Annotated in this window: 15 protein-coding genes; 4 read left to right on the top strand and 11 right to left on the bottom strand. The window is 39.4% G+C overall.

Features of this window, described 5'->3' with window-relative positions; genetic code table 11:
- Position 1: 1 nt before the first annotated feature.
- Positions 2–1594, bottom strand: a complete 1593-nt coding sequence (locus Hs30E_RS03450; RefSeq protein ID WP_228461982.1) for an ABC transporter substrate-binding protein — start codon at positions 1592–1594, stop codon at positions 2–4.
- Positions 1595–1747: 153 nt separating this feature from the next.
- On the opposite strand from Hs30E_RS03450, the gene Hs30E_RS11095 reads away from it, so the two are divergent.
- The 4 genes from Hs30E_RS11095 (at position 1748) to Hs30E_RS03430 (ending at position 3474) form a co-directional block, all read left to right on the top strand.
- On the top strand, positions 1748–1945 hold the full coding sequence (locus Hs30E_RS11095) for a PadR family transcriptional regulator (RefSeq protein WP_228461981.1): 198 nt from the start codon (positions 1748–1750) through the stop codon (positions 1943–1945).
- Positions 1946–2092: 147 nt separating this feature from the next.
- Positions 2093–2254, top strand: a complete 162-nt coding sequence (locus Hs30E_RS03440) for a hypothetical protein (protein ID WP_172207968.1) — start codon at positions 2093–2095, stop codon at positions 2252–2254.
- Positions 2244–2645: a hypothetical protein gene (locus tag Hs30E_RS03435; protein ID WP_172207967.1), complete on the top strand. Its 402-nt coding sequence runs from the start codon at positions 2244–2246 to the stop codon at positions 2643–2645. The genes Hs30E_RS03440 and Hs30E_RS03435 overlap by 11 nt, the downstream gene beginning before the upstream one ends.
- A gap of 385 nt (positions 2646–3030) precedes the next feature.
- Positions 3031–3474, top strand: coding sequence for a hypothetical protein (locus Hs30E_RS03430; protein WP_172207966.1), 444 nt, complete (start codon positions 3031–3033; stop codon positions 3472–3474).
- Between the two features lie 1014 nt (positions 3475–4488).
- Here Hs30E_RS03430 and ileS read toward each other — a convergent pair.
- From ileS to Hs30E_RS03375, 10 genes are all read right to left on the bottom strand, one after another.
- Positions 4489–7287, bottom strand: a complete 2799-nt coding sequence (gene ileS / locus Hs30E_RS03420) for an isoleucine--tRNA ligase (protein WP_172207964.1) — start codon at positions 7285–7287, stop codon at positions 4489–4491.
- A 1105-nt stretch (positions 7288–8392) separates the two neighbouring features.
- The gene (locus Hs30E_RS03415; RefSeq protein WP_172207963.1) at positions 8393–9094 is read right to left on the bottom strand and encodes a DivIVA domain-containing protein; all 702 of its coding nucleotides are present in this window, start codon (positions 9092–9094) and stop codon (positions 8393–8395) included.
- A gap of 41 nt (positions 9095–9135) precedes the next feature.
- Positions 9136–9927: a YlmH family RNA-binding protein gene (locus tag Hs30E_RS03410; protein ID WP_172207962.1), complete on the bottom strand. Its 792-nt coding sequence runs from the start codon at positions 9925–9927 to the stop codon at positions 9136–9138.
- The gene (locus Hs30E_RS03405) at positions 9927–10175 is read right to left on the bottom strand and encodes a YggT family protein (RefSeq protein ID WP_172207961.1); all 249 of its coding nucleotides are present in this window, start codon (positions 10173–10175) and stop codon (positions 9927–9929) included. The genes Hs30E_RS03410 and Hs30E_RS03405 overlap by 1 nt, the downstream gene beginning before the upstream one ends.
- 29 nt (positions 10176–10204) lie before the next feature.
- Entirely contained in the window at positions 10205–10771 is a 567-nt protein-coding gene (locus Hs30E_RS03400; protein WP_172207959.1) for a cell division protein SepF, read from the bottom strand.
- Between the two features lie 19 nt (positions 10772–10790).
- Positions 10791–11453 (bottom strand): YggS family pyridoxal phosphate-dependent enzyme, encoded by a 663-nt coding sequence (locus tag Hs30E_RS03395; RefSeq protein ID WP_172207958.1) that lies wholly within the window; start codon positions 11451–11453, stop codon positions 10791–10793.
- A 3-nt stretch (positions 11454–11456) separates the two neighbouring features.
- A complete protein-coding gene (gene ftsZ, locus Hs30E_RS03390) occupies positions 11457–12749 on the bottom strand; it encodes a cell division protein FtsZ (protein ID WP_172207956.1) in 1293 nt (430 codons plus the stop codon).
- A 76-nt stretch (positions 12750–12825) separates the two neighbouring features.
- Positions 12826–14205: a cell division protein FtsA gene (gene ftsA / locus Hs30E_RS03385; RefSeq protein ID WP_172207955.1), complete on the bottom strand. Its 1380-nt coding sequence runs from the start codon at positions 14203–14205 to the stop codon at positions 12826–12828.
- A gap of 513 nt (positions 14206–14718) precedes the next feature.
- Entirely contained in the window at positions 14719–15486 is a 768-nt protein-coding gene (gene rlmB / locus Hs30E_RS03380; RefSeq protein WP_172207953.1) for a 23S rRNA (guanosine(2251)-2'-O)-methyltransferase RlmB, read from the bottom strand.
- A 93-nt stretch (positions 15487–15579) separates the two neighbouring features.
- A partial coding sequence (locus Hs30E_RS03375; protein ID WP_228461980.1) for a DNA gyrase C-terminal beta-propeller domain-containing protein occupies positions 15580–17183 on the bottom strand: 1604 nt, incomplete at its 5' end.

Raw genomic sequence — 17183 nt, 5'->3', positions numbered from 1 at the left:
CTTATTTTGTCACATCAACAAAGGCTAATTTATTATCCGTCAACGGAATACCGTCTGAAATACCATTTGCTGTATTAAACCAACCATCAAAGACTGTCGCATCGTACATAAAGTAAAATGGTCGATGATAAAGTAAAAGTGTCGGCAACTCTTCTGCTAAAATATCTTGCATTTTATTAACCGTCTCGTGACGCGCTTTTTCGTCTGATTGTGACATCTGTAAAGTTGCCAACTCTTGATAAACTTTATTTTCAAAAACAGCAGTGCCCGCAAAAGTATTATAGGCTTGACCTGAGAACCAAAGTCGTAAGAAATCAGGATCGCCAGAATAACCAATATGCCCTGTAATCGCCATATCATAATCATTATCAGCCAAAGCTTGGTTAAATGCTGCCGCATCAAGCGCCTGAACTTCCAAAGTCACACCAACTTTTGCTAGCATATCTTTCATGATCAACGCCTCTTTTGATTCGCCACTAGAAATCAATTTCAGATTCAACTCCTGATAATGCCCATCAACTTTCTCATATCCCAAAGAAGTAAAAATTTCTTCTGCTTTTTTCGTATCGTAGGCATATTGCTTCACATTTTCATTATACCAATCAGAGTCTGGTGGAATCACCCCCGCACTTCCGACCATCGGTTGATCGCTTCCCAATACTTTTTTAGAAATCTCAGCCCGATCTAGGGCATAGGCAATCCCTTGGCGCAATTCCTTAGAGGCAAATTGTTTCTTGTTAAGATTGAAAACAATCCGTACAGCACTACCTGTTGGCTCACTTGCTAAAGCCGTAAACCCTTGCTTTTCCATCTCAACTTTTTGCGCATGGCTAAAGGTCATCCCTCCATCAATTTCCTTATTTGTCAATGACAACATCCGATCTTGAACAGCCAGATATTGAACACCTGCAACCGTTACATTACCTTTGAAATAGTTAGAATTTTTCTCAAATTGATAATTACCAGCAGCTTCATCATATTTTTTCAAGACAAATGGTCCTGAACCAATCAAAGCGTCTGCTTTCAAATAATGCTTAGGATCTGTGACATCTTTCCAAATTGATTCTGGAATAATAGGTAAAATACCAGCAATTTCTGAAATAAAAGGTACAAATTTTTCTGTTAAAGTGATTTTAACATGTGTTTTATCAATGACTTCTGTCTTTTCAATTTTAGACATATCAGCACTCCATTGATAACCATATTTCTTGAAATAATCATAAGAAAATGCAACATCCGATGCCGTCAAAGCCTCACCATTTGAAAAATTAGCATTGTCAACAATCGTAAACGTGTAAATTAATTCATCTTCCGATATTTCCCAATCACTAGCAAGCCAAGGAATCACACCCGTCTCATCTTTCCAAGTTAAAGCATCAAAAATAAAACTATTACGTAAGTAGCCACCAGGCCCCGCCTTCGTAAATGTAAATGGCGACAAAAAGCCACTATCTTGCCAACCAATTTTGACAATCTTTTCAGCACCAGTAGCAGGAATTGACGATTGATTTGAATCTGCCGACTTTTTGCCAGAACAAGCAACCAATACTGAGGCACAAACTAACAAACTGATAAATGATATGAATTTCTTCAAAATAATTCTCCTAATATTTTTTATTTCGTAACTATTTAAAGATAACATAATATTCCAGAAATGTAAATACTTTTTTACAAATTAAGTCGTATAACTTTTGCATTTTTTTCTTTTCCACTATTATGTTAGGCATAATAGCATTCAAGAAAGGAAGTGAGCAAAATCGACTATATCAATGAAAGTCAGCTGAGAAAAGGCATTGTTGAGGGATTTTTACTGATGATTATCGGTAAATCTGACAGCCTTTATGGTTATGAAATTTCCCAAAAATTTGCGACAATCGGTTTTGACGACGTTTCCATGGGCACAATTTATCCAATATTGACCAAATTTGAAAAAACAACTGAGTAACGACCGAAACACGAAAATCTGCCGAAGGTCCCAGTCGCAAATACTACGCACTCTCCAATGACGGCAGGCAAGCAACCAAAGATTTTATCGCCAGATTTGGCAAATTCATCAACATTTTTGAAGATTTAACACAAGGAGGAAAGCCATATGACAAATGCAAGTCACGTTAAAGCAGATAATGATCAGCTTGCTATGCACTTAAACAAGGAAAATCAACAATTTTTCATCTCGCTGACTGCTTATCTGCGTGGCACGCCGAAAATACTTTTATTGCTAAAATTGAAAAGGAAAAAAACTCATGACACATAACCAAAAGCTCGAATCTGAGATCATTTCCCTAATCAACCACACGCTCAATAAAGAAAATATAAAATTTGCGATGAATCTGCTTGTATCGCTAACAACAAAAGCCTATTTAAAAGACACAAGTCTATTTCAAAATAAAGTCAGTGAAATTTTAAATGATATTGCCACAGCGCAAGCGGACGGTATCTCTGCTTACGATTTTTTCGGTAATACTCCTAAAATCACAGCTGACAAGATTCTCGAAGCCATGCCAAACGCAAGTAATAGACAACTTTTCAAACAAGCTTTGCCAACTCTCGTCATCTTATTTATTAGTAGCCTGACGCCAACATTATTTGACAAAGAAATCAATGGCGTCGTGCAGACTTATTTCTCACTCCCATTTTTATCATAATTCTCATTTTTTACATCTTACATATTGTCATCATAATGAAAATGATTCATCTGCTAGCATTTAACAAAAGTAGATTCAAAACTTACTATAAACTACTGACTATCGCTTATTTTATCGGTAGTATCGTTGGTTTTGTTGGCATTCTCTTTAGTCCACCAAGCAGATACGACTTTCACTTTCTCTGCTTTGAAGTACTCGGTTTTACACACTTTATCATAGTTGCCTTATCAATTTTTAGCGTTATTCTCATACACTTTTTCTTCTTTAAAAGGTCAGCCAAACTAACTAAAATGGCACGTACTACAAGCTGTGATAATTGAAATTTCCGTTAGTTTGGCTGATATTTCTTATTATCGTTTCATTTGCTACAAAAAAGGAGCAAGACATGACAACACTTAAACAAATTTCCAAGGAAACAGAAAAAATCATCTCTCAACTTGATGAAGAAAACGCCACTTTCGTAAACGATTTGGCACTACATCTGGCAACACTGGCAACTTTCAAAGATAAATTAACGCTCGAACTGAAAATCAACGAAATCGCAAATGACATCGCAAACGCTCAAGCAAACGGCATTTCCGCCGAAAAGTTCTTTGGCAATCAACCCAAAGTCGCCACAAAGGAACTCCTCAAAGCCCTACCCAAGAAAAGTAACTGGCAATTTATCAAAGAAAATACTATTCTCACGTCAATTCTCCTCATTTACAGCCTCCCAATCGCCACACTCTACACCCGACAAATCAACGGTCAAACGCACCTCTATCTTTGCTGTCCTCTCATTGATTATCTGCCTCATTTTCACAGCAATTCTCTTTTTCATCCTCAATAAATGCCTCAATCTTTCAGCTTTTAACGCCAAACATCGACAAGGTTATCAATTATTAAGCCTAGCAATATTTTGCTTAGCAGTTGCCTTATGGCTGTTCATGCCACAATTGATTGAAAAATGGCAACGCTACTTTTGGCAGATTGAACTACCACCAGTTATCAAACCAATACACAGCTTTATCTTCGTTATCATCGGCGCTTCCTACATTCTCAAACATTTTCTAAAAAATAAGGAGTAACACCCATGCCAACTCTCAAAGAACTCACGCTCGACAATGATAAAATCAGTCAAACTCTAACGCTTAACAATAAAAATTTTCTGCTAAATTTAACCATTTACCTCCGAAATAACGCTTTTTTTAAATCCCCCATTGAACTTGAATAAAAAATAAATGAAATCGCAAATGACCTCAAAACCGCCGAACTTGACGGCATTTCAGCAGAAAGGTTCTTTGGCAATCAGCCAAAAGAGGCAGCACAAGAAATTCTCAAAGTCATTCCAAACATCAGTATTTGGCAGATTTTCAAAACAAATATCTGCCTTGTCATCCCCTATCTATTTTTCTTTCCGATTGTGCAAAGTATCAATACCATCGAAATCAACGGACGAGAACACAGTTATTTCTCACTTTTTACAGTGTTTATCACCCTACTTTTTGCTGATCCTCGTGATGATTATTGTCTGAAAAAATAAAATAACAAATCATTTTATTTTTTCAGACAAAGCAACGTCGAAAATTCCGATTTTCAGTTTGGCTCACAATAGTTTTATGTTTTGTTATCCCAAGTTTTTTTAGGCATTACCAACTCAACTTTTGGCGTATTGAAGTCTCCTCAACTCTACAAGAAAACCTAATGTTTATCTCATTAATATCATTCGCCTATTATATCCTAAGCCATCTCTACCTGTTTAAACAGGCACATTGAATTCCCAAATAAAGCAAAAAGCGCCCTTATTGAGCGCTTTTATACTAGCCGAAATCTATTTTATTTTTGTGCTTAAACACGTCTATATCTATTTTTCTTCAAAACCAGTAGTCGCAACTTCTGGAAATTCAGCAGAAACAATCGTCGCACAATGGTCACACAATTCAGCAAAATGCGGATTCGCATTTGCCCCAACTGTATTATCCAAACGACGACAACGTTGACAAACCTCGCCATGAGCATGCGCAACTTTGATTGCAATTTCATCAAGCTTTACCGCCTCCTCAGGCGCAATCTCGTCAGAAATAGCAAATTCAGACACAATCAAAAGTGTTGCAACATCTTCTTGCTCAGCAATGCTTGCAATCAGCACCTTGGTCACTTCATCAGGATAAACCGTTACGCTAGCCTCAAGCGACTTGCCGATAACCTTGTCCTCGCGCGCAACTTCAAGCGCTTTTAGCACGCCTGCGCGGAAGTCAAGAAATGCTGACCATAAATCAAGAATTTCATCTGCATCTGCAATAACGGTAGCATTTGGCATCTCAGCCAAATAAGCGTAAGCCTCCTCTTCTTGTTCCAGATAAGTCCAAATTTCCTCAGCAGTATGTGGCACAATCGGCACAAGCAATTTCGTCAATTTAACCAGAATCTCATACATAACCGTTTGCATTCGACGACGAGCAAAAGAATTTTCAGACTCAATATAAACAATATCCTTAGCAAAATCAAGATAGAAAGCAGACAAATCATTAGTCAAGAAATTGAAAATCGTCCGATAAACCTCCATGAAATTATAACGATCGTAAGCCTCGCGCACCGATGTCACAACCTGATTCAGACGAATCAAAAGATATTTATCAGAACCATGCAAGTCAGCAAAAGCAATCGTATCCTTTGATTTATCAAAATCAGAGGTATTGGCAATTAAGAAACGCAATGTATTTCTAATTTTACGATAACTTTCTGAAGTTTGACCAATCAAATCCATAGAAACACGCACATCAGACGTACTATCAACGCTAGCAACCCATAAGCGCAGAATATCTGCACCATACTGTTTGGTCACGTCTTTCGGTGCAATCCCATTGCCCAAAGATTTAGAAAACTTACGCCCTTTGGCATCTTGGACGAAACCTTGCGACAGCACCGCCTTGTATGGCGCAATACCATTAACAGCAACAGAAGTCGTGATAGACGAGTTGAACCAACCACGATACTGGTCAGAACCCTCAAGGTAAAGGTCGGCTGGATAAGTCAATTCTTCCCGCTGATTGAGCACGCCATGCCAAGACGAACCCGAGTCAAACCAAACGTCCATAATATCCGTTTCTTTGGTAAATGCCCCATTTGGCGAACTTGGGTGCGTGAAACCAGTCGGCAAAAGGTCTTTCGCCTCACGTTCCCACCAGATAACCGAACCATTTTCAGCGAAAAGTTCAGCAACATGTGCCGTTGTTTCAGGTGTTATAATCGCCGTCCCATCCTCAGCATAGAAAATCGGTAATGGCACGCCCCAAGCACGTTGACGGCTGATAACCCAATCACCACGGTCACGAATCATGTTATATAAACGCGTTTTACCCCATGGCACAATCCAATCCACTTTTTCAACTTCGCTCAAAATATTCTCGCGAAATTTGTCAATTGAGGCGAACCATTGCGGTGTTGCGCGATAAATCACAGGTTTCTTAGTACGCCAGTCATGCGGATAGCTATGCGTGAAAAATTCAAGTTTGAGCAAAGCATCATTTTCTTCTAACAATTCTGTAACTTTTTTATTACCTTCATCATAGAAAAGACCTTCAAGTCCTGGTGCTTCATTCGTATAATAACCCCGATTATCAATTGGCGACAAGACACCAAGTTTATATTTCCGACTGAAAATGTAGTCATCTTCCCCGTGACCTGGTGCAACGTGAACCAGCCCAGTACCCGAATCAAGCGTAACGTATTCTGCATTCATGACCAAGGTTTCACGGTCATAAAATGGGTGTTTGGCTGTCATCAAGTCAAGTTCTGCTCCCTTAACTGTTTGGATGACGTCATAGTTTTCCCATGCCAATTTTTCAGCCACAGCATGAAGCAATTCTGAGGCGATAACGAATTTACGTCCATTCACAGCAACAACCACATAATCATAGTCAGGATGTGCAAAAATTCCCAAATTTGACGGAATTGTCCACGGCGTAGTTGTCCAAATCACAAATTCAACATCTTCTGGCAAAATTCCCTTAGTATCCGTTGCTTTAAATGCAACAAAAATTGATGCTGAACGCACATCTTCATATTCAATCTCAGCCTCAGCAAGCGAGCTTTCAGATGACGGCGACCAATAAATCGGTTTCGCGCCTTTATAGATATAACCATTTTCAGCCATTTTACCGAAAACACGAATTTGCGCTGCCTCAAACTCAGGCTGCAAAGTCATATAAGGCTGTTCCCAATCGCCCAAAACACCGAGCGATTTGAAACCTTTACGCTGAATAGCTACTTGCGATAGGGCATAATCCCGACACAGACGCAAATAATCCGCACGATCAAGCTCTTTACGCTTGACACCTTGCTTAGTCAGCACTTGCTCAATCGGCAAGCCATGCGTATCCCAGCCAGGCACATATGGTGCGCGAAAACCTGCCATGTTTTTGTAACGGATAATCATATCTTTTGAAATTTTATTCAAGGCATGCCCAACATGAATATCGCCGTTCGCATACGGCGGACCATCATGCAGAACAAATGACGGTTTCCCCTCGTTTTCTTTGAGACGGTAAGCATAAAGGTTAGCCTTATCCCAAGCCTCTTGCATGAGTGGCTCTTTATTAGGCAGACCAGCACGCATTGGAAAAGCTGTTTTGCCAAGATTTAAAGTTTCTTTAATTTTCATATTAATAACTTCACTTTCTTTATTATCAATTTGGGTAACAATTTAGTACGGGCAACCAACTCTAAAACCAGAATAGTTTTTATCTGTTTTTAAAGTTTTTAAGTCCATTTTTTCGATACAACTGTGACTATACTCGTTTAACTATAAAAAGCTAACACTTTTCGCCACTTCGTCGTTGACAACTCTCACCGTACACCTGTACGCTTTGCCTTGTCACCTAGAATTGACGAATCTAGCACAAAAGTTTCGTAAGTTTTTTTACAGTTAAATGAGTATAACAAACCTCTCACGACAAGAAAATTTTCCAAACTTTTTTGACGTAAGGACAAGGCTACTAAGACGAGCGAGCCTTTGTTACAACTACGAGATGAAAACTAACGACATCATCACAATAAAAATTTACAAACTTTTTCGAGTTTTTTGTCATGAGAACAAGTCAGCTGAAAGGAAATACCATACGGCTAAGAGATGAAAACTAACGAAATCATCACAATAAAAATTTTACAAACTTTTTCGAGTTTTTCTGTCATGAGAACAAGTCAGCTGAAAGGAAATACCATACGGCTAAGAGATGAAAACTAACGAAATCATCGCGATAACAAACTTTTTCGAGTTTTTTGTCATGAGAACAAATCAACTGAACCGAAGTAGCATTGGGCTAAGAGATGAAAACTAACGACATCATCACAATAAAAATTTACAAACTTTTTCGAGTTTTTTTGACGTGAGAACAAGTCAGCTGAAAGGAAATACCATACGGCTAAGAGATGAAAACTAACGAAATCATCGCGATAAAAATTTTACAAACTTTTTTGAGTTTTTTTGGCGTGAGGACAAGGCAGCTGAAGGGAAGTAGCCTTACGGCTACGAGCTGAAAGCTAACGAAGTCATCGCGCCAAAAAAACAAAAAGGCTTGACGTAGGGACGAAAAGCCGCGGTACCACCCTAATTCACTTGATATACTAAACAAGCCTCACAAATAGTCTGATAAAGGAGACCAAACTTAAAACATCAAAACAATCTGATGTCCATCAACAAAGGGAATACAAGACTTCCACCATTCTCTTGCTCGCTGTTAATATCTGTTGATTTTCGCATTATCGTTTTATTTTTCAGTATCAGCTTCTGGCGCAATACTCTGCTCATTCAAGCTAGAAACTTCTGCTTGAATCGGAGTTGCTGCTGCTTCAAACTCAGAATCAAGTGCCGATTTCACCTCAGTTGTAAAATGGTTAATCTTAACCGTATTACCATCATGCTCGTCAATGATTTCTTTGAGTTTATCCTCGCCATCAGCAATATAAGTCGCAGTCGGGCGCAAAACATCTTCCCATTCATGAGACTTGATACCCTCAAGTTGCGCTTCAACCATTAACGTCATTCGTTGATGATAAATGCGCATCTTGCGTTTTAATTCATCTGTTTCTTTAACCAAACGGCGTGCATCATCAGAGGCAGAGTTGAGAATACCACCCGCCTCTTTCTTAGCAGCCTCCAAAATATACTGAGCTTTTTGCCCTGCCTCACTTGTAATCGTATTGGCTTCATTTGAGGCTTGCTCTTTCAAATTATCTGCTGCACCTTGCGCCACAACGATTGATTTATTGAGCGAATCTTTCATGCCCTCAAAATAATTCACACGCTCGCGCAAACTTTTCAGCTCACGGTCTTGTTCTTTAAGTTTCGCTGCAAAATCATCATAATCTCGAACAATTAGATCAAGAAAATCATCAACATCGCCTTTATTGTAGCCACGTAATTTTGTTGAAAATGTTTTGTTTTGAACATCTAAACTATTTAATGCCACAGGTGGTATCCTCCTTATTATATGTAACGTTTTTTAGTAATTTAAATTTTACTTGTAATGAGTTTAACTTCTACTCGAAGTTTCTCTTTTTTGGTCAACCCAAGATTTTGAACAATCTTAAAACGCCCAAAACCACGCACGCTAATCAGATCATTTTCATCAAGCTCAAAGTCATTACGCAGATTTTCTACATAATTAACCTTTACCTTACTTGATTGTATCAAATTTTGCGCCAAATTGCGAGAGATATTAAAAATACCTGCAATAGCTTTATCCAAACGCAAACTTGACACTGTGATTTGTTTCATTAGCGAAAGTTCAGCTGACGGAACAAACTGTGCCAAATCAATCTCTCGAATTTTAACACCACTTCGCGCAATTTTCGTGATTCTCTCAATAAATAGTGGCACAAGTTTAGCCTCAACAAACACCTGAGCAAAGCTATCATGCACCACAATATCACCAATTTTAGCACGTTCCAAGCCAGTTTCGCCAAGGAAAGTTCCCAAAATTTGCGAATGTTTAAGTGTGACAAATTGACTTGCAAAATCAATTTGTAATAAAGCCAATTCAAAATCTGCCACATCTAATTCATAATAACTTGGTGCTAAAATTGCCTTAACATACTCTGTTTCAGCGACAGCTGAACTGGTAAATAGCTGAAGTTCTGCCGCATTTGCCAAAGTCGTCAAGATAAAAATCTGCCGAGGATTGAGAAAGTCAGTCACAACAAGGGTGTAAGTCTCAGAAACGCGCACCACCCAATCGCTGACTTTTTCAATAAAGTTGCGCTCGCTCGCCCGAAAATGCTGATAAATACTTGTCTGCTCCATTAAAAATAAAAGAGAGAAAAAAGCAGACGTTGCACCACTTCAAGAATCAAAAGACCAGCAATAACCGTGAAATCAATACCCGCAAATCTCAGTGGCAGACGTTCAAAAATAGATAGATAGGGTCGAACAAGTCGCTCTATAAACCTACCAACACCACTAAATGCAAGGTCAGGCACCCAACTCATCAAAGCATAAATAATCAAAACGCACTCATAAAGTGTGAGTAGCCTATCAATGAAAATAATCATTCTTCCCCCCAATTTTTAGAAAACTGACCTTAAAAATTGTCCAAACCTTCAAAATTACGACCTGAAAGCACACTCAATTCTTTTTCAGCATCAACAGCCATACCGTTTGGTGTCAACAAGAAAATTTGCCCACCAACATTTTGAATATCACCATCAATTGTAAAGATTACCCCAGTCAAAAAGTCAATTGACCGACGTGCTTGTTGATCGCTCATATTTTTAAAGTTGAGCAAAACACTCTCGCCATTGCGCACAACACGAGCTGATTCCATGACATTATCATAGGCAGCTGGCTCCCTTATCGCAATCGTTGGGGTAAGACCTTGAGTTTGAGGAGGGAGTTTCCTTTTTGGTGTATTTGAATGCCCTTGATTTGGCATTGGTTCAGGTCGCACTTGCTTTTTTTGTTCTTGCCTAGGTTCAGGAGTTGGTGCGCTATTTGTCACGACCTGCGGGCGTTTCGGTTGTATCTGAGGTTGCGCCGCAACTGGAGGGGTTGGAGCAGACGCGACTTGCGCTTGCGGTCCTACTGTTTCGTCCTCATCTCCTATTACAAAAAAGTCTCTTGCTTTTTCTAAAAAGTCTTTAAAAGCCATTAATTTCTACCTACTTATTTTATTTGAAAAACTCACTACCGATTCTAACAAAAGTTGCACCATGTTGAATAGCGCGTTGATAATCTCGACTCATTCCCATTGATAACTCTGTACAAGGGCTATGAGTTAAATTTTGAGCCGCAATTTGACGTTGCAAGGCGCTTGCCTTGGCAAATATCGAATCAAGCTCAGCATCTGTTGCATTAATTGGTGCCATTGTCATTAAACCAACGATTTGAATATGAGACAAATCAGCTATTTCCGCTAGAACTTGGTCTAAGTCATTTGGCGAAAAGCCATGTTTACTTGCTTCACCCGATACATTGACTTGCAAAAAACACTTGATGACATGTTTGGCTCGCTTATCAATTTCTTGTGCTAATTTAACAGAATCAAGCGCATGGAAATAATCAACCAAGTTAATGACCTCTTTGACTTTACGACGTTGTAAGGTACCAATAAGATGCCAAGTCACATCAAGATTAGACATCTTGTTATATTTATCCAAGAAAAGCTCAGTCCGATTTTCAGCGATATTTACAATCCCCGACTTGACCAACTCACGTGCAGCCTTTGTGTCAACAGACTTAGTGACACCGACAACAGTGGTTTTGCGCCCGCAACTTTCTTCAACTGTGGCAATCTTTTTCAAAACCTCTTGGACATTTTCAAAAATGTGCATGACTTAACGTCTCAAAAATGGCGGTATATCAAGGTCATCATTAGTTGACGAGGTTGCTGTACCTCCAAAACTGCTGACACCAGCTGGATTAGCTGGCTCAGCTGGTGCACGACGCACATTGTTTCCTTTGCGAATGTCCCAGTTACCAAAAGCTGATTCTGGTGCAGAACTTTCAGGTTCTGCTTGACGTGTGCCAAAATTATTATTGGATAAATCAAGATTTGATGCACCAAGCACACGACGACGTGGTTGCTCTTCTACTGGTGCTTGCTGCTGATGCATCGGCTGTTGTTGGGCTTGTGTTTGATTTAATGTTGTTTGATATGAGGCTTGTAACTCATCATCAGAGACACCTGTCGCAACAACAGTAACACGAATTTCATCTCTTAGGCTATCATCAATTGATGTACCCAAAAGGATATTGACGTCATTACCAGCGGCTTGAATAACGAGCTCAGAAGCATCTTGGGCTTCGGTCAAACTCATATCCATACCGCCTGTCACGTTCAAGAGAACATTTTCAGCGCCTTCAATCGTTGTTTCAAGAAGTGGCGAGTAAATCGCTTTACGCGTTGCCTCAATCACACGATCTTCACCCGATGCAGTTCCAATACCCATGAGCGCATCACCTTTATTTGCCATAACAGTTTTCACATCAGCAAAATCAAGGTTAATCATCCCAGGATTGGTAATCAAGTCTGTCACACCTTGCACGCCTTGGCGCAAAACATTATCTGCTTCACGAAGTGCCTCAGTCAATGGCGTTTTCTTGTCAACGATTTCAAGTAAGTTATTATTTGAAATAATCAACAAAGTATCAACTGCCGTTTTAAGCATTTCGATACCTTCTGAGGCAAAATAACCACGTTTTGAGCCTTCAAAACCAAATGGTCGTGTAACCACACCAACGGTCAAGGCACCTAATTCACGTGAGATTTTAGCAATAACTGGCGCAGCACCTGTACCAGTTCCACCGCCCATACCAGCAGTGATAAAGACCATATCCGCACCTTGTAAGGCTTGCTCAATGACTTCGGCAGATTCTTCCGCCGCTTTTTGACCGATTTCGGGTTTTGAACCTGCGCCCAAACCACGTGTCAATTTTGGTCCGAGTTGAATCACAACATCTGCTTTAGATGCGTGAAGTGCTTGAACATCTGTATTTGCGGCGATAAACTCAACGCCTGAAACGCCTTCTTCAACCATCCGATTAATGGCATTGCCACCGCCACCACCGACACCGATAACTTTTATAACAGCTCCTTGCATGAGCCCATCGTCAAATGAAAATTCCATGATTTAATTTCTCCAAATTTATTTTGTAAGGTAATATCTATTTTCTACACTATCTTGAAATTACCTAAGTCCAGTTTTAATCAAACATATTATTGACAACATTACGCAATTTGTCAAAAATACCCTCACGTGGCGCTTTTTCTCCTGATGGCGTCTGACTAACTTGTGGTTTTGGTAACACATAAGTTGGTTCATCGCTATCTTGCGAGTAAGTATTTTCAATATAAGTAGGTGTAGGCGTTGGCTCATTGTAAATCGGTACATTATCCACTATTGGTTCTGCAAAAGCAAGATTACCGACTGCTGAACTCGCCACCAAAACCTCAATGTCTGAACGACTGCCAACATAATCAACAATCGAAATAACTTGAGCAAATGTTGGATTACGAAGTCCCATTTCATTTGGCACATATAGGCGAACATTGGCACCAAGAACTTGCGTAGCAAGCTCTGTTATGCCTGGCATTGCTGCAGCACCGCCAAGTAAGACAATACCACCTGGTAAATCAATATCACGCGAGCGCTCCAAATCTTGGCGGACACGTGTAAAAATTTGAACCAAGCGCGCTTCAATAACTTGTGACAAATAATATTCCGTAATTTCAACAGGTTCTGTGTGGCCAACAACATCAACAAGAAATTTTTCATCTTGACTTGCGCGTTCTGTTGTTGCCTCGCCATAGTTGAGTTTAAGATTATCTGCCTGTTCAAGCGATGTATTGAGAACAGTTGAAATATCTTTGGTAACGTAATCGCCACCCTCAGAAATAATGTGGGCAAACTGCAATTCTTGATCGCGCACTGCAATCACACTCGTCTGTCCCGCACCCAAATCAATCAGTACCGTACCAAATTCACGCTCACCCTCATTTAGCACATGATGTGCCAAGGCTAAAGGTGCAATCACGATATTTTCGATATGATAACCCGCACGTTCAACTGCTCGACGAATGTTGTGTACCAAAGTTTTCGGCGCTGTATAAACTTGCCCTTTCATCTCTAAGCGGACACCAAACATGCCACGCGGATCTGAAATACCAGAAAAGCCGTCAACTGTGAACTCTTTTGGTTCGACAGCAACGATTTCACGCTCAGGCATCATACCCCGCATCAAAGCACTCGAAACGACTTGCGTAATGTCGCTTTCAACCACTTCTTTTGACTCACTATTAATCGTTACCATACCCTGACAAGTATCAACTTCGAGTCGATTAGCAGGAAGTGCAACATTCAGCTCTGTGATTTGAATACCCGCACGTTCTTCCGCAGCATTAACTGCCTTACGAATTGCATTTGCTACCTTTTCAATGTCAACGATTGTACCATTTTTTAAACCGTCAGATTTTGCATTTCCGACACCGATTATATTCATTTCTCCTGAGACATACTCGGCAACCAACACTTTTATTGTGCTAGTTCCAATATCCAGTCCCGTATAAAGTCCACTTTTGGCCATTAAAGCGACTCCTTCCATTTCCATTTCATCATATTTTTAGTTAATACTCTTTTACCTAGAAAATTAGCAGTTTTTGTATTTTAATTTTCTAGCTAGAGAGTATAATTATGTAAAAAGTTGCCTAGTATCCGATTTTCGGCATAAACACTCTTTTTTATTTTAACACAAAATCACAGTAAAACAAGATATTTACTGTGATTTTTTTGTTAATATTTGTAGAATTTAAGTTCAGTTGCTTTTTCCATGCGAAAATATGATGATGATACCTACTCCTGTATGCGTTACAATCGTTGTTTTAATTGGCTTATATCACTATTTTCAACTCAATGTCACTTAGCTAATTTAATTTTGACAATTTCTACAATAAAATTCTCTTCCAAGAAGCCAATGACTAAAATTTGAGATAATTGTCAGATAAATCTGTGATTGATTTTATACTATCTGTTGTGTTATTTAAGCTATTGCCTTCAAAACTTGCATCATTCGACAATTTCCTTAAAGTCGCTTCTTCATTTACTTAGCACCGAAATTTCGCGCCCATTCATACATCAGAATGCCTGCCGCAACACCTGCATTAAGGCTCTGAACATGACCTTTCATGGGAATCGTAATCATTTCATCAACTTGCTTTTTGATATTTGACGTAATACCAGCACCTTCTGCACCAATAATGAGCGCCACTTTACCTTGTGTGTTCCACTTACTGTACGGTGTGCCATTCATGTCCGTACCAAAAACCCAAAAACCCGCACTTTTAAGCTTGTCAAGCGTTTGAGATAGATTGGTCACACGGGCAATTGGAATATGATTAACTGCGCCAGTCGACGTCTTGACGACAACTGGTGTCACACCAACCGAACGATGTTTGGGAATGATAACGCCCGAAACATTTGTCGCATCAGCCGTTCTGAGAATACTCCCAAGATTATGCGGATCAGTCAAGCCATCAATGATGATAAGCAAAGGATTTTCCGCATTTTTTGTCAGTTTCAGCAAATCTGATAGTTCCTGATAGGCATAAGCACTCGTTTTTAGGACAAAGCCTTGGTGTACACCACCATCAGCCATTTCTTTTAGCTTTTCTTTACTAATAAAAGAAATATTGACTTTTTTCTCGCTGGCAAGACTTTTCATCTTGTCAACATTCTTACCACGCAAATCGTCTTGAATATAAAGTTTATTGCCAAGATTTTCAGTAAGTGAGTCAATAACGGCATGAACACCGTAGACTGTATCATTTGCCGATTCTGTTTCGCTATTTTTTCCTTGATTTTTATTCATAACTCTATTATAGCAAAATTTATGGCTTTTTTTGCCTATTTATAAGACAATCGAAAAACCGCCTCGTAATTTATACATGACGGTTTCTGATTTTTACCCTTTGATTATTGCCTCAATCTGAACACCTGAATCATGAACCCTTTCAATCGGTATATCTTCTGGATTGATATAAATAGTTTGCCCATCATCTGCTGTGAACAAAAAAGTCTCAGTTGTCACATTTGCAACACAAATTACTTCGTCATCAGTTGACAAATGGATATATTCTTGACTATTTTTCTTATAGTCTTGTCTCGGCGCCAAATCACTAATTGGAATCTGCTTGACTAAACCATTTTGGGTCGCAACAATAACGTTATCCGAACAATCACATCTCTCAACAATTTTCGCAAAAATAGCTCTTTCATCTGGTAAAATATCCGAAGTCAACTCACTAATGTGTTGCCCTTCATCATTTTCAGTAAGTCGAAAGTTTTTTACTTCAGAAATTGGTCGGTAAATCATTTTCCCACAATTTGTGAAAATTAAAATTTTATCAGATAAACGCGCTTTTTCAGCAAAAGTAATCGTGTCACGATTTCTAATGGTGTCAGCATTTGCAGATGTTGCGCTACGCTTGAGATAACCATCAGTTGAAATCGTTATCAAAATATCTCGCTTACGTGCAAAGGCAGCAGTACCACCGACACCGACAAATAGACCGCCTAGCGCTGGCAACATTTTCACAATCTCTTCAACCGCGCTAGCACTGCTTGGTAAAGTAGGCTCAACTGTTGTTACTGCTTGTTTAGCTGTTCTCGGTAACACGATTGGGTACAGAGAACCATATGGTGTGGGCGTTTCATCATTTGACGTATTTGCACTGGCAATGTCGAAAGACTGTTTATTTGGCAAATCATGACTGGTCGTATCAGAATTACCTTCATTTGGCATAATATTTCTAGCTCTATTATCAAAATAATTGCCCACAATTGAATCTGATTCATTGAATTTTTCAGAACTAAAATCTACCTCCGAATCACTATGTTCTTCGGAATTTAAATCTATTTCTGGATCACTTGATGCTTCAGAATCGCTGTGTTCTTCAGAACTTGAATCTGTTTCTGAATCGCTATCTTCGTCCGAATCTGAATCCACTTCTGAATCGCTGAACTCTTCAGAATTGGAATCCTGTTCTGAATCACTATCCTCATCCGAATCTGAATCTACTTCTGAATCACTTGACTCTTCGGAAATCGAATCTTCCTCCGAATCACTGAACTCTTCAGAACTTGAATCTGCTTCTGAATCGCTGTATTCTTCAGAATTGGAATCCTGTTCCGAATCACTATCTTCGCTCGAATCTGAATCCTCATCTGAATCGCTGAACTCTTCGGAAATCGAATCTTCCTCCGAATCGCTGTATTCTTCAGAATTGGAATCCTGTTCCGAATCACTATCTTCGTCCGAATCTGAATCTACTTCTGAATCGCTGAACTCTTCGGAAATCGAATCTTCCTCCGAATCACTGTGTTCCTCTGAACTCGATTCCTCTTCAGAATCGCTATCTTCGCCCGAATCTGAATCCTCTTCTGAATCGCTGAACTCTTCGGAAATCGAATCTTCCTCCGAATCGCTGTATTCTTCAGAATTGGAATCCTGTTCCGAATCACTATCTTCGTCCGAATCTGAATCTACTTCTGAATCGCTGAACTCTT

Source organism: Pseudolactococcus hodotermopsidis, assembly GCF_011170085.1.
GTDB classification, from domain to species: domain Bacteria; phylum Bacillota; class Bacilli; order Lactobacillales; family Streptococcaceae; genus Pseudolactococcus; species Pseudolactococcus hodotermopsidis.
The sequence above is the reverse complement of the archived record's forward strand: the minus strand, read 5'-3'. Positions and strand labels throughout refer to the sequence as shown.

Bases quoted from the DNA above. Each gene is read 5' to 3' on its own strand.
- Hs30E_RS03395 (WP_172207958.1), bottom strand. From the start codon at position 11,453: ATGCACATTTTTGAAAATGTCCAAGAGGTTTTGAAAAAGATTGCCACA.
- Hs30E_RS03440 (WP_172207968.1), top strand. From the start codon at position 2,093: ATGACAAATGCAAGTCACGTTAAAGCAGATAATGATCAGCTTGCTATG.
- rlmB (WP_172207953.1), bottom strand. From the start codon at position 15,486: ATGAATAAAAATCAAGGAAAAAATAGCGAAACAGAATCGGCAAATGAT.
- ftsA (WP_172207955.1), bottom strand. From the start codon at position 14,205: ATGGCCAAAAGTGGACTTTATACGGGACTGGATATTGGAACTAGCACA.
- Hs30E_RS03410 (WP_172207962.1), bottom strand. From the start codon at position 9,927: ATGGAGCAGACAAGTATTTATCAGCATTTTCGGGCGAGCGAGCGCAAC.
- Hs30E_RS03400 (WP_172207959.1), bottom strand. From the start codon at position 10,771: ATGGCTTTTAAAGACTTTTTAGAAAAAGCAAGAGACTTTTTTGTAATA.
- ileS (WP_172207964.1), bottom strand. From the start codon at position 7,287: ATGAAAATTAAAGAAACTTTAAATCTTGGCAAAACAGCTTTTCCAATG.
- Hs30E_RS03430 (WP_172207966.1), top strand. From the start codon at position 3,031: ATGACAACACTTAAACAAATTTCCAAGGAAACAGAAAAAATCATCTCT.
- Hs30E_RS03435 (WP_172207967.1), top strand. From the start codon at position 2,244: ATGACACATAACCAAAAGCTCGAATCTGAGATCATTTCCCTAATCAAC.
- ftsZ (WP_172207956.1), bottom strand. From the start codon at position 12,749: ATGGAATTTTCATTTGACGATGGGCTCATGCAAGGAGCTGTTATAAAA.
- Hs30E_RS03405 (WP_172207961.1), bottom strand. From the start codon at position 10,175: ATGATTATTTTCATTGATAGGCTACTCACACTTTATGAGTGCGTTTTG.